This is a genomic window from Bradyrhizobium zhengyangense (assembly GCF_022012435.1).
Taxonomy (GTDB): Bacteria; Pseudomonadota; Alphaproteobacteria; order Rhizobiales; family Xanthobacteraceae; genus Bradyrhizobium; species Bradyrhizobium zhengyangense.
In genome coordinates, this window is record NZ_JAKLUA010000018.1 from 1 (window position 1) to 20,880 (window position 20,880).

The following is a 20,880-nucleotide window of genomic DNA, read 5'->3' on the forward strand; positions in this document are numbered from 1 at the left end:
TCCTGGTCGCCGTTCGCCGAGATGGTGCCGACCTGGGCGATCTCGTCGTTCGAGGTGACCTTCTTGGAGTTCTTCTGCAGGTCCGCAACCACGGCCTCGACCGCGAGGTCGATACCGCGCTTGAGGTCCATCGGGTTCATGCCGGCGGCAACGGACTTGGCGCCTTCGCGCACGATCGCCTGGGCCAGCACGGTCGCCGTGGTGGTGCCGTCGCCGGCCGCGTCAGCGGACTTGGAGGCGACTTCGCGCACCATCTGCGCGCCCATGTTCTCGAACTTGTCCTCGAGCTCGATCTCCTTGGCGACGGTGACGCCGTCCTTGGTGATGCGGGGAGCGCCGAACGACTTGTCGAGCACGACGTTGCGGCCCTTCGGACCGAGCGTGACCTTCACCGCGTTGGCGAGAATGTCGACGCCGCGCAGCATCTTGTCGCGCGCATCAACCGAGAATTTGACTTCTTTGGCTGCCATCTGGAATTTTCCTTGGATAGTGTTTGACTGGAGGGAGAGAGGGGCTCTTAGGCCGCCTTCTTCTTGGAAGCGGGGACGTCGAGGACGCCCATGATGTCGCTTTCCTTCATGATCAGCAGGTCGACGCCGTCGATCTTGACTTCAGTGCCCGACCACTTGCCGAACAGCACGCGGTCGCCGACCTTGAGGTCGATCGGAACCAGCTTGCCGGCTTCGTCGCGGCCACCCGGGCCAACGGCGACGACTTCACCCTGGGAAGGCTTTTCCTTGGCAGTGTCGGGGATGATGATGCCGCCGGCGGTCTTCTCTTCTGCGTCGATGCGCTTGACCACGACGCGGTCGTGAAGCGGACGGAATTTCATGCAGCTCTCCTAAGCATTTGCTCAGATTGATGTTTTGAGGGTGTTAGCAATCGATGTCCGCGAGTGCCAATGCGGACATAGCTCAAATAGGACAGGAATTTTGCGGGGACAAGGGCTTCTAGCAGAAAAATCGGCACTCAGAAGGACCAAGTGCCAGAATCCCTCTCCCGTCGTTAACCGATTTCGGAGGGCTTCTTGGCACCCCCCTTGGGGACCGTATTAGCACGGGGGCGTCTCTGCTGCTAACGCATTGAATTTCAACAGCTTGTTAAACTTTTGGGCTTGAGATGGATTGTCAGTTTGCGTCACATTTCTCTCATGTGAGCGCATCGTTTCCGGGTGGCTCCCCGGGGCACGGATCAAGCCACCCCCTGTATGCGCTCCTGCAAAGGAGGTTTGGCATGGGACTGCGCGTTGGGGGCGTTTCCGAGGATTTCCGGAAACAGATGCTGGGTTACGGGCTGACGACGGCGGAAATTCTCTATCGGATGCCGGATCATCCCTCGCTGCTTCAGACTTACGTCTGGCAGAACTACGACATGTTTCCGAAATTCCCCGCGCTCAAGGATTTCCTGGCGTTCTGGACGGAGAAGCTCGACGGCCCGCTGTATTCGGTGACCGTGGCGCACTCCAAGCTGATCAAGCCGGCCGAGCTCCGCGCCGTGGACGGCGTGTTCCGGTTGAATTGACGAGAACACCGGTCTCGTAAGGTGGGCAAAGGCGCGCTCTTCGCGCGCCGTGCCCACCATATCTCTCCGATCGCACACGATAGGTGGGCACGCTGCGCTTTGCCCACCCTACGATATCTCGTTCTGTGGTAGCCTCCGCCATAACAACACGGGAGGCCGGCCCATGGCCAAGAAATCAAAATCGAAAGCAAAGTCGCGCAGCGCAGTCCAAACCGCGGTGAAGAAGCGGAGCGCGGCCAAGTCCGTTGCGCGATCATCAGCGCGCAAGACGGTGAAATCCAAAGCCCGCGCAGCGCCTGCCAAGACCTCGGCAAAGAAACCCGCGCGCCCGAAGCAGCGCATCGCCATCAGCCACCACCGTGAGGAGGACTTCAAAGCCGACGGCCTGCGTGCCTATGCCAAATACCGCGACCTCGGCATCGCCGCTGCCAGCCAGGGCCTCGCGCAAGCCCACGTCATCCGCCTGCAGGGCCCTTGCGATCCGGCGGAAGTGTCGAAGCTGCACTTCCACGACGTCGACTTTCAGATGGTCTACGTGCTCAAGGGCTGGGTGAAGACCTACATGGATGGGCAAGGCGAGACACTGATGCTGGAGGGCAGCGCCTGGACCCAGCCGCCGAAGATCAAGCACATGATTCTGGATTATTCTGACGACGTCGAACTGCTGGAGGTGATCTTGCCGGCGGAGTTCAGGACGGTGGAGTTGAAGGCTTGATGTCATTCCGGGGCGCGCGTAGCGCGAGCCCGGAATCCATTGGGCGACGGAGTCGGTGGATGAATGGATTCCGGGCTCGCGACTTCGTCGCGCCCCGGAATGACTGCGTGGAGAGACCTACGTCAACACCCCCACGATCGCGCCCATCAGACACGTTGTCAGCGTCCCCGATACGATCGACTTCAGCCCCAGCGCGTTGATCTCGTCGCGACGCTCCGGCGCCATCACGCCGAGGCCGCCGATCATGATGCCGAGGCTGGCGAAATTGGCGAAGCCGCACAACGCGTAGAGCATGATCAGGCGCGAGCGCGGATCGAGCGTGTCGGGCGGCAGCTTCGCGAAGTCGATATAGGCGACGAGCTCGTTGAGCACGGTCTTGGTGCCCATCAGGCTGCCGGCGGCGATCGCCTGGTCCCAGGGCAGTCCCATCAGCCAGCATATCGGCGCCATGATCAACCCCAGCACCCGCTGCAGCGAGATCGCGGCGCCGCCGACGGCAGGCAACAGGCCGAGCACTGCATTGGCGAGATAGACCAGCGCCACCAGCACCAGCAGCATCGCGACGATGTTGATCAACAGCTCGATGCCGGCACTGGTGCCTTTCACGATCGCGTCCATGGTGCCGGAGACCGCCATCTCCGGATCCTCAAGAGCGCCGCCGGTGCGCTTGTCGGAGGTTTCGGGGATCATGATCAGGCTGACCAGGATCGCGGCCGGCGCGCCCAGCACGGAAGCGATGACGAAATGCGCGGCCGCATCAGGAATGAGGGGAGCAAGCAGCGTCGCATAAAGCACCAGCACCGTGCCGGCGATGCCCGCCATGCCGCCGGTCATCACCAGAAACAATTCGCTGCGCGACATCTGCGCCAGATACGGCCGCACGAACAGGGGTGCCTCGACCATGCCGAGAAAGATGTTGGCGGCGGTCGAGAGCCCGACTGCGCCGCCGACGCCCAGCGTGCGCTCCAGCAGCCAGGCCATGCCGCGCACGATTGGCGGCAGCACGCGCCAATAGAACAGCAGCGTCGTCAGCACGCTCATCACCAGCACGATCGGCAGCGCCTGGAACGCCAGAATGAAATCGGCGCCCGGCACCTTCAGCTCGAACGGCAGGGCGCCGCCGCCGACATAGCCGAACACGAAGGAGGAGCCGGCGCGCGAGGCCGCGGAGATGGCGCCGACCGCGTCGTTGATGGCGCCGAAGGCATGGGCCACGAACGGCACCTTCAGCAGCACGATCGCGGTGACGAAGGTCACGACAAGGCCGATCAGTGCCTGGCGCAACGAGACCGCACGGCGATTCTCCGCGAGCGCGAAGGCGATCAGCAGCAATGCGAAAACGCCGAGTGTCGATTGCAGCCGCAGCATGATGTCCCCAAACCCCCAATCATTATGGCCGCGCCTGCGTTGCAAACGCAATGCCGGGAATGTTGCGGGCGGCCCGGCTGTTGACATCCAGGCCCGGGTCGGCCACCCCGGCGCGTCGATATCAAGGGCCGATCATCCGCGCGTGACCGAAGAGGCGATGCCAGAGCAGCCAGGATCCGTCAGTCCGCCGGTCACCGCCGGTGAGCTTCTTCGCCATCCCGCCTTCCTGTTCTTCCTGCTCTCCCGCAACCTGTCGCGCTTTTCCAGCCAGATCGCGGCGGTCGCCATCGGCTGGCAGATCTACGACCTCACCGGCTCGGCCTTCGACCTCGGCATGGTCGGGCTGGTGCAATTCGCGCCTACCGCGCTCTTGGTGTTCGTCGCGGGCCACGCCGCCGACCGTTTCGAGCGCAAGCGCGTGGTCCAGCTCTGTCAGCTCGTGGAAGCCGCCACCGCGCTCTATCTCGCATTGATCACCTATCTCGGCGCAGTCAGCGAAGTGCAGATTTTCGTCGCGACCTTCGTGCTCGGCATTGCCGGAGCCTTCGAGAGCCCGACCACCGCGGCGCTGCTGCCGCTGATCGCACCGCAGGGCTCGCTCCAGCGCGCGACGGCGATCGCGAGCGGGGCAGCTCAGGTCGCGACCATCACCGGGCCTGCGCTCGGCGGCTTTGCCTATGCGATCGCGCCGCATCTCGCCTACACCATGATGCTGCTGTTCTGGATTTTCGGGATGATCCTGACCGGATTCGTCCGGCCGCGGCCGCAGGCGGTCGCCAAGGAGGGATCCGACGAGGACAACATCTTTGCCGGCGTCCGCTTTATCAGGAGCAATCCGGCGATCCTCGGCACCATCTCGCTCGACCTGTTCGCCGTGCTGTTCGGCGGTGTCACCGCGCTGTTGCCGATCTATGCCCGTGACATTCTCCAGACCGGCCCGGTCGGGCTCGGCGTGCTCCGGGCTGCGCCTGCCGTCGGCGCGCTCTTGATGACCGTGGTGCTGGCGCGTCACGCCATCTCCAGGCATGTGGGCCTGCGCATGTTCCAGGCGGTGATCGTGTTCGGCATCGCCACGGTCGTGTTCGCGCTGTCGTCCTGGATGTGGCTGTCGGTGCTGTCGCTCGCCGTGCTCGGCGCCGCGGATACAATCAGCGTTGTGATCCGCTTCTCGCTGGTGCAGCTCGCCACCCCCGACGAGATGCGCGGCCGCGTCGGGGCGGTGAACTTCCTCTTCATCAACGCCTCAAACCAGCTCGGCCAGTTCGAGAGCGGTCTGACGGCAGCCCTATTCGGCGCCATGCCGGCGGCGGTGCTCGGCGGCGTCTGCACCGTCGCAGTGGCGCTGCTCTGGATGAAGCTGTTTCCGAGCCTGCGGCGCGTGGAGAGTTTGGAGTAGGAGCCGGGCCGAGCCCGAAGGCAGCCGATATTGCAGCGCCCACCGAACGAATGTCAAAAGAGTATCGGTTGGGCGTCTGAATCGTGGTGGCGGCAGCGGCTCCCACCCGATACGGTTTCGAACAATAGATAGAGCTGAGCAAAATTCAGCCGTCGGGTACGAGCTCAGACGTTCATAAACCGGGCCGGCCCAGGAGGGAATGGATATGGAACCAGACCTGGAAGTCGTCCAGATACGGCGCGGCGAGTCCTTCAAGGCTTGGTCGCACGGGTATCCCTTCCACACGGTCAGGTGGCATTTCCATCCGGAATACGAGATTCATCAGGTCGTGGCGACGAGCGGTCGCTACTTTGTCGGCGATTTCATCGGCCAATTTGAGCCGGGCAATCTCGTGCTCACCGGACCCAACCTGCCGCATAATTGGGTCAGCGATCTGCCGCCGGAAATGACCATCCCGCTGCGCGGACGCATCATCCAGTTCAGCGAAGAATTCATCGGCGACACGATGAGGCTGATGCCGGAATTGTCGGGTCTCGGCGCGCTGCTGGAATCCTCCCGACGCGGCGTCCTCTTTGCCAGCAGAACGAGCAAGGAGCTTGCCCCGCTGATGGAGGAGATCGTGGCGGCGACGGGTGTGCGCCGGATCGAGCTGTTCATGATGATCCTGGGGACGCTCTGTCGCGCCCGGGGCGCACTGCCGCTCTCCAGCCCAAACTATTTGCCCGACCCGTCCGGCTACATGTCGGCGGGAATGAACAAGGCGCTCGCCTTCATTCGCGAGAACCTGACGCAGCCGTTCGGCGAAGCAGATCTCGCTGCAATCGCCGGCCAGTCGCAAAGCGGGTTTTCGCGTTCGTTCCGCCGGCACACGGGGATGTCGCTGGTGCAATACGTCAAGCGGCTCCGCATCAATCTCGCCTGCCAGATCCTGATGAGTGACGAACACGCGTCGATTACCGACATCTGCTTCCAGGTCGGCTTCAACAATCTCTCCAATTTCAATCGTCAGTTTCTGGCCGAGAAGGGCATGCCGCCCTCGCGTTTCAGGCGATTGCTGGCGGACAACATCAACGCGGCACGCGCCGCCTAACCGGGAGGAGCAAGGGAGGAGGACGATTACGGGAAGTATGACGTGGGCGCGCCGATGGCAGCCCGCGAAGGAGAACGTCTGTCCGGAAATTCCGCGTGGCCTTGGAGGATATCGGCGCTCACCGCCTTTGCCATCCGGCTGCGGAAGCAGGAATGGCGCGTCTCCAGACCTCAACGAGCAGCACTTTAACACCCAGTTTCCGAAAGGGAAGTCCGAATGACAAAGCCCTCGCTCAAGACTACGCGCTCTGCCGCTCTCGCCCTGTCGCTACTCGGCGCGACGGCCATGTCCTCGCATGCCGCCGAGGTGAAAGACGCAACCGTCGCCTTCCTCATGCCCGACCAGGCGTCCACCCGCTACGAACAGCACGACTATCCAGGTTTTGCTGCCGAGATGAAGAAGCTCTGCGCCAGTTGCAAGGTCATCTACCAGAATGCCAGTGCGGACGCCGCGCGCCAGCAACAGCAATTCAACTCGGTGATCTCGCAGGGTGCCAAGGTGATTGTGCTCGATCCGGTCGACTCGGCTGCCGCCGCGTCGCTGGTGAAAATGGCACAGTCCCAGGGTATCAAGGTGATCGCCTATGACCGTCCGATCCCCGACGCCAAGGCCGACTTCTACGTTTCCTTCGACAACGAAGGTATCGGCAAGGCCATCTCGGAATCGCTGGTCAAGCATCTGAAGGACGCCAAGATCACGCCGAAGGAAGGCGAAGGGGTGCTCCAGATCAATGGATCGCCGACCGATGCCGCCGCGGGACTTATCAAGAAGGGCATCCACGCGGGCCTTGATAAAAGCGGCTATCCGATCCTCGCCGAATACGACACGCCGGACTGGGCACCACCCAAGGCGCAGCAATGGGCGAGCGGCCAGGTCACCCGCTTCGGCAAGAAGATCCTTGGCGTCGTCGCCGCCAATGACGGTACGGGCGGTGGCGCAATTGCCGCTCTCAAGGCTGCCGGTGTCGATCCGGTGCCTGCGGTGACAGGCAATGATGCGACGATTGCCGCGCTTCAGCTCATCATCGCCGGTGATCAGTACAATACGATCTCCAAGCCCAGCGAGATCGTTGCAGCCGCCGCGGCGCAGGCCGCGGTGGAGTTCCTCTCGGGCGGCACGCCCAAGGCGGAAACCACGCTCTATAATACGCCCTCGAAGCTGTTCATTCCGGCTGTGGTGACCGAACAGAATTTGAAGGCGGAGATCATCGACAAGAAGATCCAGACCGCCGATCAGCTTTGCACCGGACGATATGCCGCCGGATGCAAGAAGCTCGGCATCACGCAGTAAGCGAAGCTGCATCCCGGCCGCGCAATGCGGCCGGGATGAACCAAGGGAAGGCGGACGCGGACATGTCCACGAGCTCGGATGTCGATCACCCGCAGGAGGGCCCAGGCAAACTGGTCTTGAAGCTTCGCGGCATTTCCAAGAATTTCGGCGCCGTGTCCGCCCTTGCCGATGTCGATCTCGACGTCCATGCCGGCGAGGTCGTGGCGCTTGTCGGTGACAACGGTGCCGGAAAGTCCACGCTGGTGAAGATTCTGGCCGGCGTGCACCAGCCCACTTCGGGGACGATCGACTTCGATGGCGAACATGTCGTGCTGTCCGATCCGGCCACGGCACTAGGCCTTGGCATCGCCACGGTCTTCCAGGACCTGGCGCTCTGCGAGAACCTCGATGTCGTTGCCAATATCTTCCTTGGCCGCGAACTCAATCCCGTCAGGCTCGATGAAGTGTCCATGGAGATCCGGGCCTGGACATTGCTCAACGAATTGTCGGCCCGCATTCCGAGCGTGCGCGAACCCGTTGCGTCGCTGTCGGGCGGGCAGCGCCAGACCGTGGCAATCGCGCGTTCACTGCTGACAGAACCCAAGCTCATTCTGCTCGACGAGCCGACCGCGGCGCTCGGCGTCGCCCAGACCGCGGAGGTACTCGATCTGATCGAGCGCGTGCGCGCCCGCGGCCTCGGCGTCATCGTGATCAGTCACAACATGGAGGACGTCCGGGCCGTCGCCGACCGCATCGTGGTGCTGCGCCTCGGCCGCAACAACGGCGAATTCGGACCCGATGTTTCCAACCAGGATCTCGTCACGGCCATCACGGGTGCCGACGAGAATTCGGTCTCCCGACGCGCCAGCCGACGCGGCATGCAGCAATCGCGGGAGGCGCTGATATGACCGACGATACGCAACGGGTTTCGACCGCGCGGTTGCTCGACCGTCGCGACGAGCGCGTCGCACACGCGGATACTCTCAGTGGCACGATCGGCGCCTTCGTCGACCGGGTCCGGTCGGGCGACCTCGGCTCCCTGCCGGTAGTTGTCGGCCTGCTGATCATCTGCACCGCATTCCAGAGCCTCAATCCGGTTTTCCTGGCGCCTGACAATCTGGTCAATCTGCTGTTCGATTGCTCGACCGTCGGCGTCATCTCGCTCGGCATCGTTTGTGTCCTGATGGTCGGCGAGATTGACCTTTCGGTCGGTTCGGTGAGCGGGTTCTCCTCCGCGCTGATCGGCGTGCTCTGGGTCAATCAGGATTGGCCCGTCGCGGTGGCAGTCGTCACGGCGCTGGTGCTGGGCGCCTCGATCGGCGCACTCTATGCGTTCCTGTTCAACCGCCTGGGCATGCCGAGCTTCGTCTCGACTCTATCAGGCCTGCTGGCGTGGCTCGGCCTGCAACTCTACCTGCTCGGCTCGTCCGGCTCGATCAATCTCCCTTACGGATCGCCGCTGGTCAATTTCGGACAGATGCTGGTCATGCCGCCGATCGTATCCTACACGCTCGCGGCACTTGCCGGCGTGGTCGTGTTCGCGACTGGTTACCGCATGGCTGCGCGCAGGCGAGCGGCAGGGCTGTCTGCAAGTACGCTCAGTCGCCTTCTGCTGAAGGCTGCGCTCGTTATCGTCGTGCTCGAATTCATTGTCTACTATCTCAATCTCGCGCGCGGCGTTCCGTGGATGTTCGGCCTGTTCGTCGGCTTGTGCGTGGTCATGAACTACGCACTGAAGCGGACCAAATGGGGCCGCTCAATGAGCGCGGTCGGAGGCAATCGCGAGGCCGCCCGTCGTGCCGGCATCAACGTTCGCCAGATCCATATGACCGCCTTCATGCTATGCTCCACGCTGGCAGCCGCCGGCGGTATCCTTGGCGCCGCGCGGCTGGCCTCTTCCAGCCAGCAGGCCGGTACGGGAGATGTGAACCTCAACGCCATCGCTGCAGCGGTCATCGGCGGCACCAGCCTGTTTGGCGGCCGCGGCAGCGCTTATTCCGCGCTGCTCGGTATCATCGTCATCCAGTCGATCGCCAGCGGCCTCACGCTGCTCGATCTCTCTTCGTCGCTTCGGTACATGATCACCGGCGCCGTGCTTGCCGTTGCGGTTATCGTCGACTCGCTGGCACGACGCTCGCGTGTCTCCCATGGCCGAGCCTAACAAACTCCAACAAGAGGACCGACCGTGGGCCAGGAACTTGCAGGAAAGGTTGCCGCCATTACCGGTGCTGCGTCGGGCATCGGTCTCGAGTGCGCCAGGGCAATGATCGCAGCAGGCGCGCGCGTGGTGCTGGTCGACCGGGCGGAGGAGGCGCTGAACAGTGTCTGTTCCGAGCTTGGCGATAACGCGATTCCGCTGCGTATCGACCTGACCGATGCTGCTGACATGGCCGGCATGATGCCGCAGGTGCTCGAGAGGGCGGGCCGGCTCGACATCTTTCATGCCAATGCCGGCACCTATGTCGGCGGCGAGGTGCTTGGCGGCGACCCCGACGCCTGGGACCGCATGCTGAACCTCAACGTCAATGCGATGTTTCGCTCCATCCACGCGGTGTTGCCCCACATGGTCGAGCGCAAGAGCGGTGACATCATCGTCACCAGTTCGATCGCCGGTCTCGTCCCTGTCGTCTGGGAGCCGATCTACACCGCCTCAAAACACGCCGTGCAGGCTTTTGTCCATACCGTGCGTCGGCAGGTCGCCAAATACGGCCTGCGCGTCGGCGCGGTGGCGCCCGGCCCGGTCGTGACCGCACTCATCAGCGACTGGCCGAAGGAGAAGCTCGAGCAGGAAATGGCAGCCGGTGGCCTAATCCAGCCGACGGAAGTTGCGCAGGCCGTACTGTTCATGTTGACCCGTCCGAGAAATGTCACGATCCGCGACCTCGTGATCCTGCCGCAGAGCAACGATCTCTAAGCTACCGCGTCTGCGCTCTGTATGTCGCTTCATGTGAGGGACTCCGCGATGACTCGTCATTTTCTGGGCATCGACGTCGGCACGGGCAGTGCGAGAGCAGGGGTCTTCGATCGCTCCGGCAGGCTTGTCTCCTCCGATAAGGCCGACATCATGCTGTGGCGGGAGGCCGGCGATATTGTCGAGCAGTCGAGCGAGGACGTCTGGCGCGCCGTATGCCTCAGCGTGCGCGGCGCGGTCGAAAAGGCCGACATCGCGCCCGACAGCATTGCCGGCATCGGATTTGACGCGACCTGCTCGCTGGTGGTGTTGGGCAGTGGCGGCGCGCCGCTTGCCGTCGGCCCGTCCGGCGATTCCGCCCGCAATATCATCGTGTGGATGGATCATCGTGCGGTCGATCAGGCGCGCCGCATCAACCGCGCCGGCGCGAAAGTTCTCGACTATGTCGGGGGAACGATCTCACCCGAGATGGAGACGCCGAAACTGTTGTGGCTTGCCGAAAACATGCCGCGCAGCTTTGCGGACGCCTGGCAGTTCATGGACCTCACTGATTTCCTCACCTGGCGTGCAACCGGGAGCCTTGCCCGCTCCACCTGCACCGTCACGTGCAAGTGGACCTATCTGGGCCACGAAGATCGCTGGGATGCCGATTTCTTTCGCTCGGTCGGTCTCGGCACGCTGGCCGACGAGCAGTTTCGCCGCATCGGTACCGAGATCGTGCCCGGCGGCACACGGCTGGCCGCCGGCCTGACGGCAGAGGCAGCGACCGACCTTGGCCTGAAGTCGGGCACATCAGTTGCGGCAGGTCTTATCGACGCGCATGCGGGCGGTGTCGGCACGGTCGGCGCGCGCGGAACTGCGGGTACGGCGCTCACCCGCATGGCCTATGTGTTCGGAACGTCGGCCTGCACCATGTCAACCACCGAGAATCCGGTCTTCGTTCCCGGTGTTTGGGGACCTTATTTCTCCGCCATGGTTCCGGGGCTGTGGCTCAATGAGGGTGGACAGTCGGTCGCCGGTGCAGCCATTGACCATCTCATCCAGATGCATCCGTATTCTGCACAGGCGACACAGACGGCGCGTCAGCACCAACGGACGCTCGCGGATTGGCTGGCCGCGCAGGTGGACGCGCGCGGCGGTGCGGAGATGGTTCGCGACCTGGTGGGCGAGCTTCATGTCGTGCCAGAGTTTCTCGGCAACCGCGCGCCTTTCGCGGATCCCGATGCGCGTGCGCTGATCGCTGGACTGGATATGCGCTCCGACCTGGAGAGCTTGCTCGCCCTCTATCTTGCTGGCCTGTGCGGCCTCGGCCACGGCGCGCGCCAGATCGTGCGCACCCAGCAGGACAAAGGTATCGCCATCGATACGATCGTCGTCAGCGGTGGAGCGGCTCAGAGCCGCCTGGTGCGGCAGGTGCTCGCCGATACGACCGGCCTCACGGTTGCTGCCTCGGCATCTCCGGAGCCGGTGTTGCTCGGCTCCGCGATGCTCGGATCGGTCGCTTCCGGCGACCACACCGATGTCAGAGAGGCGATGGAGGCGATGTCGGCCCTAGGAGAAATCCATCCACCGCACGGGGCCCTGGCCAGTTGGAACGCCAGGCGGTTCGCAGCCTTCGAGGCCTTGCAGCAGGTCGGCCGAGCGATCCGAAGCACCGCTGGCTAGATGGCAACCCCATGCCTCTACTGTGCATGGGGTTGTTTTCGCGTTTTCGTTCAGCCACGGCCCACGAACGGCATCTTGGTCGCCATGACCGTCATGGTCAGCACGTTGGCGTCGAGCGGCAGGCCGGCCATGTAGGCCACGGCATCGCCGACCGCCTTCGCGTCCATGCGCGGCTCGTGCTTGGTGGTGCCGTCGGGCTGCAGCACGCCGGGGCCGTTGACCATGCGATCGGTCATCGGGGTTGCGGCATTGCCGATGTCGACCTGGCCGACCGCGATGTCATACATGCGGCCGTCGAGGTTGCTGGCCTTGGTGAGGCCCGTGATGGCGTGCTTGGTCGAGGTGTAGGCCGCCGAGAACGGCCGCGGCGCATGCGCCGAGATCGAGCCGTTGTTGATGATGCGGCCGCCGCGCGGGCTCTGGTCCTTCATGATGCGGAAGGCGTGCTGGGTGCACAGGAACGGGCCGGTGAGGTTGGTGTTCACCACCGCCTGCCACTGCTCGAGGCTGAGGTCCTCGAAATTGACGGCGGGCGCACCCATGCCGGCATTGTTGAAGAGCACGTCGAGGCGGCCGTAGGTCGCCTTCACCTTGTCGAACAGCGCGGCGATGGACTCCGGCTTGGTCATGTCGGCGGTGACGCAGAGGCTCTTTCCCGCGGGGCCGAGCTTGGCGGTCTCCTCGAGCATCTCCATGCGGCGGCCTGCGAGCACCACGGTGAAGCCGGTGTTCATCAGCGCCAGTGCAGCCGCGCGTCCGACACCGGTGCCGGCGCCCGTCACCAGGGCGATCTTTTTTGCTTCACTCATCGTTTCCTGCCTTTTCTTTGAGTTGTCAGGTTTTGGGTTCTTTTTCGTTCTTGTAGGGCGGCCGCGGAATGTTCTGATGCGCCGCGCGCAGTGCCGCCGACCAGCGCGAGCGAAGGTCGTGGAAATAAGGCTCGCCGGCCTCGATGCGGTGGTTCAGGTCCGCATCGTAAGCGTCCGAGCGCACCACCAGCACGTCGATCGGAAGGCCGACGCCGAGATTCGAGCGCATCGTCGAGTCCATCGAGATCAGGCCGGTCTTCAGCGCCTCGTAAAGCTCGACGTCGTAATGCATGGCGCGGTCGAGCACCGGCTTGCCGTATTTGTGCTCGCCGATCTGCAAGTAAGGCGTGTCGGTGGTGCACTCGATGAAATTGCCGGCGGTGTAGACCATGAACAGGCGCATGCGCGCGCCCTTGATCTGGCCGCCGAACAGGAACGAGACGTCGAAGGAGACGTCCTCGGATTTCAGCGCCGGTCCCTCGGTCGCATGCACCGCCCGGATCGCCCGGCCGATGCGCTGGGCCGCCTGGAACATGGTCGGCGCGTTCATCAGCGTCTCGATCTCGCCCGTGTTGGGGTCCTCGAGGCCTTCGGTCAGGGTGGACAGCACCGACTGGCTGATGGCGAGATTGCCGGCGCTGGCGATCGCCATGATGCGGTCGCCGGGCTTGGAGAAGATGTGCAGCTTGCGGAAGGTCGAGACATTGTCGAGGCCGGCATTGGTGCGGGTATCGGCGATCATCACCAGACCGTCCCGAACCAGGATTCCGCAACAATAGGTCATTTCCAGTCCCCGAACGCGTTTGCGCGAAATTACTAGCCAATTTCGCCGCCCGCTCCAACCCCCGATTCCCAGGGGGAGGTCGGCGATCTCAGTCCGCGGCGTCGGCGAGGAACGCCTGGTCGACGGGAACGCCGAGCGCGGTGACCAGCCGGTTGGTCTCGGAGGCCATGCCGACGATGGCGAGCAGCTCGCCATATTCGGCCTCAGTCATGCCCTTGGCCCGCGCGGCGGCCGTGTGCGAATGGATGCAGTAGCTGCAGCCATGCGCGATCGACACAGCGACATAGAGCATCTCCTTGACCTTGGGATCGAGCGCGCCCGGCGCCATCACCTCCTTCGGGCTCTCCCAGGTCCGCCGCAGCGTCTTCGGATCATGCGCCAGCGCGCGCCAGAAATTGTTGACGAAGTCCGACTTCCGCACCTTGCGGATGTCGTCGAAAACGGCGCGCGCCTCGAGTGAGAGCTCGTCATCCGAAAGCAGTTTGACTGTCGCCATGGGGTCCTCGCAGGGCCATTTGATCCCGCGATCATAGCACGCCTGATGAGACTGGCCGTTGGCGTCTAGCTCTGCCGCTGCGACTGCGATTGCGACTGCCCGCCGCGGCCGGCCTGCTCGACCTTGACCGCGACGGTCAGCGTCTCCGCGCCGCCGCCATAGCGGGTGCCGCGCACGGGGGCTGCGCCGAGATAGTCGAGCCCGATCGCGACGCGGACATGGGCATCTGTGGTGCAGATGCTGTTGGCGGGATCGAAGCCGACCCAACCGAGGTCAGGCACATAGGCTTCCGCCCAGGCGTGGCCGGCGTCCTGATGCACCGTGCCGTCGGAGCGCAGGAAATGGCCGGAGACGAAGCGCGCCGGCACGCCGCCGGTGCGGGCGCAGGCGATGAAGATATGCGCATAGTCCTGGCACACGCCGCGCTTCAGCGTGAACGCGTCGGCGGCCGAGGTGCCGCTGTTGGTCGGGTCCTCGTCAAAGGTCATGTGATCGCTGATCTCGCTCATCAGCGCGTGCAGGAAACCGAGCGTGTCGCTCTCGGCCTCGCTGCGCAGCTGGCGCGCGACCGCCGCCATCGCCGGATTGACGGTCGTGAGGTCCGTGGTGCGCAGGAACATGTCGGCGGGAAAGCGCTCGTCTGCGCCGCGCAGCACGCCGCCGGTATCGTGCGTCTCGATCAGGCCTTCGGCCGTGATCTTGATGTCGCTGACGGGGCCGCAGGACAGCACATGGGTGACGTTGCCGAACGCGTCCTCGTGCATGTCGAGCTTGGTGTCGGTGGAAACGTCGATCTGCCACTCCGCCACATACTGCCCGTCATGGCTGCACGGCGTCATGCGCAGGATCTGGATCACGCTCGTCGCCGCCGGCTCGTAGCGATAGGTCGTGGTGTGCTGGATTCGCAGGCGCATGGTGTTTTGATTCCGTCAGTCCGGGTGTCCCGGAATGACTGCGTGGATCAGATCAAATACTGCTTCGTGATGATTTCGCCCAGCCTGGAATTGTCGGCGATGAATTCCTGAATGAATTCATGCACCCCATGCTGGAAAATGTCGTTCATGTTGCTGTGTTCCAGCCGGTTGCGGATGCCGCGGGCGTGGCGCTGGGCCGGGCCTTGCCGGCCATAGGCCACACCGATCTGGTCGAGATTGCGCACGAGATTGTCGTAGCAGCTCGCCAGCGAGCGCGGCAGCGTGCCGTTGAGGATGAGCAGATCCGCCACCAGCCAAGGCTTCAGCGTTTCGCGATAGACCCAGTGATAGGCCGTCAGCGCCGAGACCGAACGCAGGATCGAGCTCCACTGGTAGAAGTCGAGCGGGCCGCCGACATGCTCCTCCTCGGGCAGCAGCACGTGATACTTCACGTCGAGAATGCGGGCGGTGTTGTCGGCGCGCTCAAGATGCAGGCCGAGGCGGGAGAACCAATAGGCGTCGTTGCGCAGCATGGTCCGGTAGGCCGAGCCGTCGAAGCGCAGCGAGGTCTCCTGCACGAAGCGCAGGAACTTTGCCAGGTCCTCGCGCGTCGAGGTGCCCTTGCTCCAGACCTCCTGCAACTCGATCCAGGCCGAGTTGATGGTGTCCCACATTTCGCTCGTCAGCGCGGTGCGCACCGAGCGCGAGTTCAGCCGCGCCGCTTCGATGCAGTTCCGGATCGAGGACGGGTTGTCGGCCGAGAACGAAAGGTAGTCGACCACGTTGTGCTCGTTGGCTTCCTCGTGGGTCTGATAGAAGCTCTCCGCGACGCCGGCGGTGAGCAGCGCGGAGTCCCATTCGTTGGTCTTGCCGATATAGGCGGCTGGAAGCGCGGTGACGCGCAGGGTCGCATCGATGGTGCGTGCGAGATATTCGGCCCGTTCGACGTAGCGGGCGAGCCAGTAGAGGTTTTCGGCGGTACGCGACAGCATCTCTCTACTCGTCCAGAATCCAGGTGTCTTTGGTGCCGCCGCCCTGGCTCGAATTCACCACGAGCGAGCCTTCCTTCAGCGCCACGCGCGTCAGACCGCCCGGCACGATCGTCGTGTTCTTGCTGCCGGTCAGCACGAACGGGCGAAGATCGACATGGCGCGGGGCAAGGCCTGACGCCGTACAGGTCGGGCAGGTCGAGAGCGCCAGCGTCGGCTGGGCGATAAAGCCTTCCGGCTCGCGCTTGAGCTTTTCGCGGAAGGCTTCGATCGTCGCCTTCGTCGCGGCAGGGCCGATCAGCATGCCGTAGCCGCCGGAGCCGTGCACTTCTTTCACGACGAGCTCACCGAGATGGTCGAGCACGTAAGCCAGATCCTTCGGCTCGCGGCAGCGCCAGGTCTGCACGTTCTTCAGGATCGGCTCCTCGCCGAGATAGAATTTCACGATCTCCGGCATGTAGGAGTAAATCGCCTTGTCGTCGGCGATGCCGGTACCGACTGCGTTGGCGAGCGTGATGTTGCCGGCGGCGTAGGCCGACATCAGTCCGGGCACGCCCAGCGCCGAGTCGGGCCGGAAGGTCAGCGGATCAAGGAAGTCGTCGTCGACGCGGCGATAGATCACGTCGACCCGTTTCACTCCCTCTGTCGTCCGCATGAACACTTCGTTGTTCTTGACGATGAGGTCGCGGCCTTCGACGAGCTCGATGCCGAGCTTGTCGGCCAGGAAGGAGTGCTCGTAATAGGCCGAGTTGTAGACGCCAGGCGTGAGCAGGGCGACGGTCGGCTCGCCCGAGGCGCCATGCGGCGCGACCGAGCGGAGCGCCGAGAGCAGCTCGTCCGGATAGCGTTCGACCGGCGCCACCTTGTGGCGGGCGAACAGATCCGGAAACAGCCGCATCATGATCTCGCGGTTTTCCAGCATGTAGGACACGCCAGACGGCGTGCGCGCATTGTCCTCCAGCACGATGAAGTCTTCGGCATCGACCCTGATGATATCGATTCCGGCGATGTGCACATAGACGTCGTGCGGCACCTGCTGGCCGTTCATCTCAGGGCGAAAAACCGGGTTCTGGAAGATCAGATCCTCGGGCACGACCTCGGCGCGGAGGATGTCGCGGCCGTGATAGATGTCGCGCAGGAACATGTTCAGCGCCTTGACGCGCTGCTTCAGCCCCTTTTCCAGCACCGTCCATTCCTTGCCGGACATGATCCGCGGGATGACGTCAAAGGGGATCAGCCGCTCGGTGGATTCGGAATCGCCATAGACCGCGAAGGTAATGCCGATGCGGCGGAACAGGAGCTCGGCCTCCTGGCGGCGATATTCAAGCGCCTCGGGAGGCGTCTCCTTGAGCCAGCGTGCCAGCTCCTGATAGGCGGGGCGAAGGTCCCCGCCCGGAATATTCATTTCATCAAACGCGACTGCCATAGATCCCGACTTGTCTCCCCAAGGCGTTGCGCCAATGGTCAGGCCGAAGAGGTCCTAGCGCAGACCGCAACGTCCTGTGGCCATGCGGCAAGAGTGCATGACTTTCATGTGGTAGCAAGGGGCGGGCCAGCGGGATAAGCATGGTGAGAGGGCATTTGCCTGACATGGCTGGCGGCCTGCCTGAAAAAATGGCCGAGGACTGCTTATTTCGGCAGCAAAAGCGCGTGACTTCAACGCGTTACCCCGGCAAATTCGGCGGGACAGTGAGGGACTTAAGGTATGAGCGAGATCGTCACGGCGGGCATTTTGGTCATCGGGGATGAAATCCTGTCCGGCCGGACCAAGGACAAGAACATTGGCTTCATCGCCGAGTACCTGACCAATATCGGCATCGACCTGAAGGAAGTCCGGGTCGTCTCCGACGACGAGGACGACATCGTCGCCGCGTTGAATGCACTGCGGCAACGCTACACCTATGTCTTCACCACCGGCGGCATCGGGCCGACCCATGATGACATCACCGCCGACAGCGTCGCCAAGGCGTTCGGGGTCGGCATCGACCACCATCCCGAAGTGGTCGCCCGCTTCCGCGAGCGCTGGAGCGAGCAGGACCTCAACGAGGCCCGCCTGCGTATGGCCCGCATCCCCGATGGTGCCGAGCTGATCCAGAGCGCGACCATCCTCGCGCCCGGCTTCAAGATCGGCAATGTCATCGTCATGGCCGGCGTGCCCTCGATCATGCAGGCGATGATGGACATCGTCTCGCCCAAGCTGAAGTCAGGCGTCCGCATGCTCTCTGAATCGGTCCGCGCCAATGCGCGGGAAGGCGACATCGGCAGCCCCTTGAGGGCGATCGCCGCCGCTCATCCCGACACCATCATCGGCAGCTATCCCTTCATGGACGAGGACTCGAAGCCCAACACCAATCTGGTGGTGCGTTCGCGCGACGCAGATAAGCTGGCCGCCGCAATGGCTGCGGTGAAGGAAATGCTGGCGGGATTGAACATCACCCGGTAGCAAATGCCGGCAGGCGAAAGCAGGAGACGACGATGGCTGGTGAAGCACCGGAACTGAGCGCGCAGGAACGGGCAGGCAGGCCCTTTCCGGTGTCGTGGGACCAGTTCCACCGGGATTGCCGGGCACTGACCTGGCGGCTCAACGAGGTCGGGCCGTTCCACGCGGTGATCGCGATTACCCGCGGCGGTTTGGTGCCGGCTGCGATCGTGGCGCGCGAGCTGGGCGTGCGCGTGATCGACACGGTCTGCATCGCCAGCTACGACCACGACAAGCAGGGCGATCTCCAGGTCCTCAAGGGTATTTCAGAACAGGCGATGAAACTTGGTGGCGGCACCGGCAAGGGGCTGTTGATCGTCGACGACCTCGTCGACACCGGCAAGACCGGCAAGCTGGTGCGCGAGATGCTGCCGGATGCGCATTTCGCCACTGTTTACGCCAAGCCGAAGGGGCGTCCGCTGGTCGACACCTTCATCACGGAAGTCTCGCAGGACACCTGGATCTTCTTCCCCTGGGATACCGCGCTCTCCTACCATCCGCCGCTCCGTGACGGCGCTGCGTGACCTTTCTTCACCTCGCCCCGCTTGCGGGGAGAGGTCGCGCCGAAGGCGCGGGTGAGGGGGACTCTCCGCGAGTCCAATTCTCACCGACCTTGCGGAGGCGCCATCTTATCCCGACCTTCTCAGCGCGAGCGAAAGCTCGTCGCGGCCTCGCGAGCGGGGAAAAGGAGAAGAGCCACCATGCCCCTGCAAAACCGCGTCACGCCGACTGGCGAGATCATCGCAACGCCACATCGCGGGATGTTCACCGGCAATCGCGGCATCATCCACGATCCCGCGACCAAGACGCTGCTGAGGAAGCGCTGGTCGTCGCCGGCCTGGCTCACCTGTACCTGCGAATTCCGCGGCCGCCGCCGCGAGGTGATGGCGCAGCGAAGCTGGACCGAGCTGTTCTTCCTCGATGAAGCCACCGCGCTCGCCGCCGGGCATCGCCCTTGCTTCTATTGCCGACGAGACGATGCCAATCGCTTCCGCGCCGCGTGGGAGAAGGGCAATCGCGTGCACGATGTCCGCATGCACGACATCGACACGGTGCTGCACCAGGAGCGGCTCGATCACGGCAAGAAGCGACTGCACGCGCTTCTGGTGCCGCTCGACCAATTGCCCGACGGCGCGATGGTTCAGCACGGCGAGGCAAGCTTCTTAGTGACGCAGGGCAGGGCGCTGCTGTGGTCGCCGGCGGGATATGCCGCGGCGGAGCAGCTCCCAGGCGAGGCAACGCTGCTCACGCCGCCCTCGACACTCCGCACGCTGAACGCCGGCTATCGGCCGGTGCTGCACCCCTCAGCGCAGCCCTAGCGCCGAATCCTTGCCATCACCCCAGCTTTTCGCGCGCCAGCGCGGCGCCGGCACCGAGCGCCATCAGCTTGGCTTCGGCGATCTCGCGCCGCATCGGTGCCATGCCGCAATTGGTGGTGGCGATGATGTTGCTCTTGGGCACGAATTTCGAGACAGCGTCGATCACCTGCACGACATCCTCGGCGGTCTCGACCGTGTCGCTGGCGACGTCGATGACGCCGGCCTGCACGATCTTGTTCTTCAACAGCGCGAGCAGATCGAGCGGGACCTTGGAATTGCGGCACTCGATCGCGACCTGCTGGATCGGGCTGGCATCGATTGCCGGAAAAATCTGCTCGTACTGCCGCCATTGCGTGCCGAGCGTCTCCTTCCAGTCGGTGTTTGCCTTGATGCCGTAGCCGTAGCAGATGTGCACGGCGGTGGTGCAGGTGAGACCTTGCGCGGCGCGCTCCAGCGCCTTGATGCCCCAGTCGTTGACCTCGTCCATGTAGACGTTGAAGGCGGGCTCGTCGAACTGCACGAGATTGACGCCGTCGGCTTGCAGCGCCTTGGCTTCCTCGTTCAGCAGCTCGGCGAAGGCGAAGGCCATCTTGACGCGGTCGCCATAGTAACGGTCCGCAATGGTGTCGATGATCGTCATCGGGCCGGGCAGGGTGAATTTCAGCTTCTTTTTCGTGTGCGTGCGCGCTACGCGTGCCTCGAAGGCATGGACACGGTCCTTGAGCCGGAGCGGGGCGACGACCTGCGGCACCATTGCCTTGTAGCGATCCTTGCGGATGCCCATCTCGACCTTGTGGGCGAAGTCGATGCCTTCGATCTTCTCGAGAAAGCCGTGCACGAAGTGCTGCCGGGCCTGCTCGCCCTCGGTGACGATGTCGATGCCGGCGTCCTCCTGGATTTTGAGCCAGATCAGTGTCGCGTCGCGCTTGGCGCGGAGCAGCTCGTCGCCTTCAGACTTCCAGGGCGCCCAGAGCATATTGGGCTCGGCGAGCCATTCCGGCTTCGGCAAGGAGCCGGCGATCGTGGTTGGAAACAGCATGGCGGCCCTCCCGGCAGGTTGTGTTGCGCCCCTTCCTGCCATGTCCTAACGTCAAGGTACAGAACAACAAAAGTCGCCCTCTATTCCGGCGGTGATGACAGGCAAGGCCCAAGGAA

At 63.7% G+C, this 20,880-nt stretch carries 22 protein-coding genes; 12 read left to right on the plus strand and 10 right to left on the minus strand.

Features of this window, described 5'->3' with window-relative positions; all coding sequences use genetic code 11:
• Both L6637_RS34350 and L6637_RS34355 read right to left on the minus strand, forming a co-directional pair.
• The coding region (locus tag L6637_RS34350; RefSeq protein WP_276575791.1) for a TCP-1/cpn60 chaperonin family protein at window positions 1-470 on the minus strand (470 nt) is incomplete at its 3' end.
• A gap of 47 nt (window positions 471-517) precedes the next feature.
• On the minus strand, window positions 518-832 hold the full coding sequence (locus L6637_RS34355; RefSeq protein WP_130369321.1) for a co-chaperone GroES: 315 nt from the start codon (window positions 830-832) through the stop codon (window positions 518-520).
• A 401-nt stretch (window positions 833-1,233) separates the two neighbouring features.
• Here L6637_RS34355 and L6637_RS34360 point away from each other — a divergent pair, with 401 nt between their 5' ends.
• Together L6637_RS34360 and L6637_RS34365 are read left to right on the plus strand one after the other, a co-directional pair.
• Window positions 1,234-1,521 (plus strand): usg protein, encoded by a 288-nt coding sequence (locus L6637_RS34360; RefSeq protein ID WP_237866194.1) that lies wholly within the window; start codon window positions 1,234-1,236, stop codon window positions 1,519-1,521.
• 163 nt (window positions 1,522-1,684) lie between these two features.
• On the plus strand, window positions 1,685-2,236 hold the full coding sequence (locus L6637_RS34365; protein ID WP_237866195.1) for a cupin domain-containing protein: 552 nt from the start codon (window positions 1,685-1,687) through the stop codon (window positions 2,234-2,236).
• Window positions 2,237-2,353: 117 nt separating this feature from the next.
• Here the strand turns inward: L6637_RS34365 and L6637_RS34370 are convergent, their stop codons facing one another.
• Window positions 2,354-3,604: a NupC/NupG family nucleoside CNT transporter gene (locus L6637_RS34370; protein ID WP_237873439.1), complete on the minus strand. Its 1,251-nt coding sequence runs from the start codon at window positions 3,602-3,604 to the stop codon at window positions 2,354-2,356.
• 157 nt (window positions 3,605-3,761) lie between these two features.
• On the opposite strand from L6637_RS34370, the gene L6637_RS34375 reads away from it, so the two are divergent.
• The 7 genes from L6637_RS34375 (at window position 3,762) to L6637_RS34405 (ending at window position 11,935) form a co-directional block, all read left to right on the plus strand.
• Window positions 3,762-5,000 carry an MFS transporter gene (locus L6637_RS34375; protein WP_237873440.1) on the plus strand — a complete coding sequence of 413 codons (1,239 nt, stop codon included), beginning with the start codon at window positions 3,762-3,764 and terminating at the stop codon, window positions 4,998-5,000.
• A 205-nt stretch (window positions 5,001-5,205) separates the two neighbouring features.
• Window positions 5,206-6,090, plus strand: coding sequence for a helix-turn-helix domain-containing protein (locus L6637_RS34380; protein WP_237873442.1), 885 nt, complete (start codon window positions 5,206-5,208; stop codon window positions 6,088-6,090).
• A gap of 216 nt (window positions 6,091-6,306) precedes the next feature.
• Entirely contained in the window at window positions 6,307-7,380 is a 1,074-nt protein-coding gene (locus L6637_RS34385) for an ABC transporter substrate-binding protein (RefSeq protein WP_237873444.1), read from the plus strand.
• Window positions 7,381-7,442: 62 nt separating this feature from the next.
• A complete protein-coding gene (locus L6637_RS34390; protein WP_237873446.1) occupies window positions 7,443-8,267 on the plus strand; it encodes an ATP-binding cassette domain-containing protein in 825 nt (274 codons plus the stop codon).
• A complete protein-coding gene (locus tag L6637_RS34395) occupies window positions 8,264-9,520 on the plus strand; it encodes a sugar ABC transporter permease (protein WP_237866201.1) in 1,257 nt (418 codons plus the stop codon). The genes L6637_RS34390 and L6637_RS34395 overlap by 4 nt, the downstream gene beginning before the upstream one ends.
• Before the next feature lie 24 nt (window positions 9,521-9,544).
• Complete coding sequence (locus L6637_RS34400; RefSeq protein WP_237873448.1) at window positions 9,545-10,273, plus strand: SDR family oxidoreductase; 729 nt, start codon at window positions 9,545-9,547, stop codon at window positions 10,271-10,273.
• Window positions 10,274-10,321: 48 nt separating this feature from the next.
• Window positions 10,322-11,935, plus strand: coding sequence for an FGGY-family carbohydrate kinase (locus L6637_RS34405; protein WP_237873452.1), 1,614 nt, complete (start codon window positions 10,322-10,324; stop codon window positions 11,933-11,935).
• 50 nt (window positions 11,936-11,985) lie between these two features.
• On the opposite strand, the gene L6637_RS34410 is transcribed toward L6637_RS34405, so the two are convergent.
• From L6637_RS34410 to L6637_RS34435, 6 genes are all read right to left on the minus strand, one after another.
• Complete coding sequence (locus L6637_RS34410; protein ID WP_237873454.1) at window positions 11,986-12,744, minus strand: SDR family oxidoreductase; 759 nt, start codon at window positions 12,742-12,744, stop codon at window positions 11,986-11,988.
• Between the two features lie 25 nt (window positions 12,745-12,769).
• On the minus strand, window positions 12,770-13,528 hold the full coding sequence (locus tag L6637_RS34415; RefSeq protein ID WP_237866205.1) for a proteasome-type protease: 759 nt from the start codon (window positions 13,526-13,528) through the stop codon (window positions 12,770-12,772).
• Window positions 13,529-13,616: 88 nt separating this feature from the next.
• A complete protein-coding gene (locus L6637_RS34420; RefSeq protein ID WP_237873456.1) occupies window positions 13,617-14,024 on the minus strand; it encodes a carboxymuconolactone decarboxylase family protein in 408 nt (135 codons plus the stop codon).
• Window positions 14,025-14,089: 65 nt separating this feature from the next.
• Window positions 14,090-14,938, minus strand: a complete 849-nt coding sequence (locus L6637_RS34425; protein ID WP_237866207.1) for a transglutaminase family protein — start codon at window positions 14,936-14,938, stop codon at window positions 14,090-14,092.
• Window positions 14,939-14,985: 47 nt separating this feature from the next.
• Window positions 14,986-15,930, minus strand: a complete 945-nt coding sequence (locus L6637_RS34430) for an alpha-E domain-containing protein (protein ID WP_128951022.1) — start codon at window positions 15,928-15,930, stop codon at window positions 14,986-14,988.
• 4 nt (window positions 15,931-15,934) lie between these two features.
• Window positions 15,935-17,353: a circularly permuted type 2 ATP-grasp protein gene (locus tag L6637_RS34435; RefSeq protein ID WP_237873457.1), complete on the minus strand. Its 1,419-nt coding sequence runs from the start codon at window positions 17,351-17,353 to the stop codon at window positions 15,935-15,937.
• Window positions 17,354-17,632: 279 nt separating this feature from the next.
• On the opposite strand from L6637_RS34435, the gene L6637_RS34440 reads away from it, so the two are divergent.
• From L6637_RS34440 to L6637_RS34450, 3 genes are all read left to right on the plus strand, one after another.
• Window positions 17,633-18,370 (plus strand): competence/damage-inducible protein A, encoded by a 738-nt coding sequence (locus L6637_RS34440; RefSeq protein ID WP_237866209.1) that lies wholly within the window; start codon window positions 17,633-17,635, stop codon window positions 18,368-18,370.
• Between the two features lie 32 nt (window positions 18,371-18,402).
• Window positions 18,403-18,930, plus strand: a complete 528-nt coding sequence (gpt, locus tag L6637_RS34445; RefSeq protein WP_057740910.1) for a xanthine phosphoribosyltransferase — start codon at window positions 18,403-18,405, stop codon at window positions 18,928-18,930.
• A gap of 177 nt (window positions 18,931-19,107) precedes the next feature.
• Window positions 19,108-19,725, plus strand: a complete 618-nt coding sequence (locus L6637_RS34450) for a hypothetical protein (protein ID WP_237873459.1) — start codon at window positions 19,108-19,110, stop codon at window positions 19,723-19,725.
• A gap of 16 nt (window positions 19,726-19,741) precedes the next feature.
• On the opposite strand, the gene L6637_RS34455 is transcribed toward L6637_RS34450, so the two are convergent.
• Window positions 19,742-20,764: a methionine synthase gene (locus tag L6637_RS34455; RefSeq protein ID WP_237873462.1), complete on the minus strand. Its 1,023-nt coding sequence runs from the start codon at window positions 20,762-20,764 to the stop codon at window positions 19,742-19,744.
• Window positions 20,765-20,880: the final 116 nt, after the last annotated feature.

Bases quoted from the DNA above. Each gene is read 5' to 3' on its own strand.
- L6637_RS34355 (WP_130369321.1), bottom strand. From the start codon at position 832: ATGAAATTCCGTCCGCTTCACGACCGCGTCGTGGTCAAGCGCATCGAC.
- L6637_RS34360 (WP_237866194.1), top strand. From the start codon at position 1,234: ATGGGACTGCGCGTTGGGGGCGTTTCCGAGGATTTCCGGAAACAGATG.
- L6637_RS34365 (WP_237866195.1), top strand. From the start codon at position 1,685: ATGGCCAAGAAATCAAAATCGAAAGCAAAGTCGCGCAGCGCAGTCCAA.
- L6637_RS34370 (WP_237873439.1), bottom strand. From the start codon at position 3,604: ATGCTGCGGCTGCAATCGACACTCGGCGTTTTCGCATTGCTGCTGATC.
- L6637_RS34375 (WP_237873440.1), top strand. From the start codon at position 3,762: ATGCCAGAGCAGCCAGGATCCGTCAGTCCGCCGGTCACCGCCGGTGAG.
- L6637_RS34380 (WP_237873442.1), top strand. From the start codon at position 5,206: ATGGAACCAGACCTGGAAGTCGTCCAGATACGGCGCGGCGAGTCCTTC.
- L6637_RS34385 (WP_237873444.1), top strand. From the start codon at position 6,307: ATGACAAAGCCCTCGCTCAAGACTACGCGCTCTGCCGCTCTCGCCCTG.
- L6637_RS34390 (WP_237873446.1), top strand. From the start codon at position 7,443: ATGTCCACGAGCTCGGATGTCGATCACCCGCAGGAGGGCCCAGGCAAA.
- L6637_RS34395 (WP_237866201.1), top strand. From the start codon at position 8,264: ATGACCGACGATACGCAACGGGTTTCGACCGCGCGGTTGCTCGACCGT.
- L6637_RS34405 (WP_237873452.1), top strand. From the start codon at position 10,322: ATGACTCGTCATTTTCTGGGCATCGACGTCGGCACGGGCAGTGCGAGA.
- L6637_RS34410 (WP_237873454.1), bottom strand. From the start codon at position 12,744: ATGAGTGAAGCAAAAAAGATCGCCCTGGTGACGGGCGCCGGCACCGGT.
- L6637_RS34415 (WP_237866205.1), bottom strand. From the start codon at position 13,528: ATGACCTATTGTTGCGGAATCCTGGTTCGGGACGGTCTGGTGATGATC.
- L6637_RS34420 (WP_237873456.1), bottom strand. From the start codon at position 14,024: ATGGCGACAGTCAAACTGCTTTCGGATGACGAGCTCTCACTCGAGGCG.
- L6637_RS34425 (WP_237866207.1), bottom strand. From the start codon at position 14,938: ATGCGCCTGCGAATCCAGCACACCACGACCTATCGCTACGAGCCGGCG.
- L6637_RS34430 (WP_128951022.1), bottom strand. From the start codon at position 15,930: ATGCTGTCGCGTACCGCCGAAAACCTCTACTGGCTCGCCCGCTACGTC.
- L6637_RS34435 (WP_237873457.1), bottom strand. From the start codon at position 17,353: ATGGCAGTCGCGTTTGATGAAATGAATATTCCGGGCGGGGACCTTCGC.
- L6637_RS34440 (WP_237866209.1), top strand. From the start codon at position 17,633: ATGAGCGAGATCGTCACGGCGGGCATTTTGGTCATCGGGGATGAAATC.
- gpt (WP_057740910.1), top strand. From the start codon at position 18,403: ATGGCTGGTGAAGCACCGGAACTGAGCGCGCAGGAACGGGCAGGCAGG.
- L6637_RS34450 (WP_237873459.1), top strand. From the start codon at position 19,108: ATGCCCCTGCAAAACCGCGTCACGCCGACTGGCGAGATCATCGCAACG.
- L6637_RS34455 (WP_237873462.1), bottom strand. From the start codon at position 20,764: ATGCTGTTTCCAACCACGATCGCCGGCTCCTTGCCGAAGCCGGAATGG.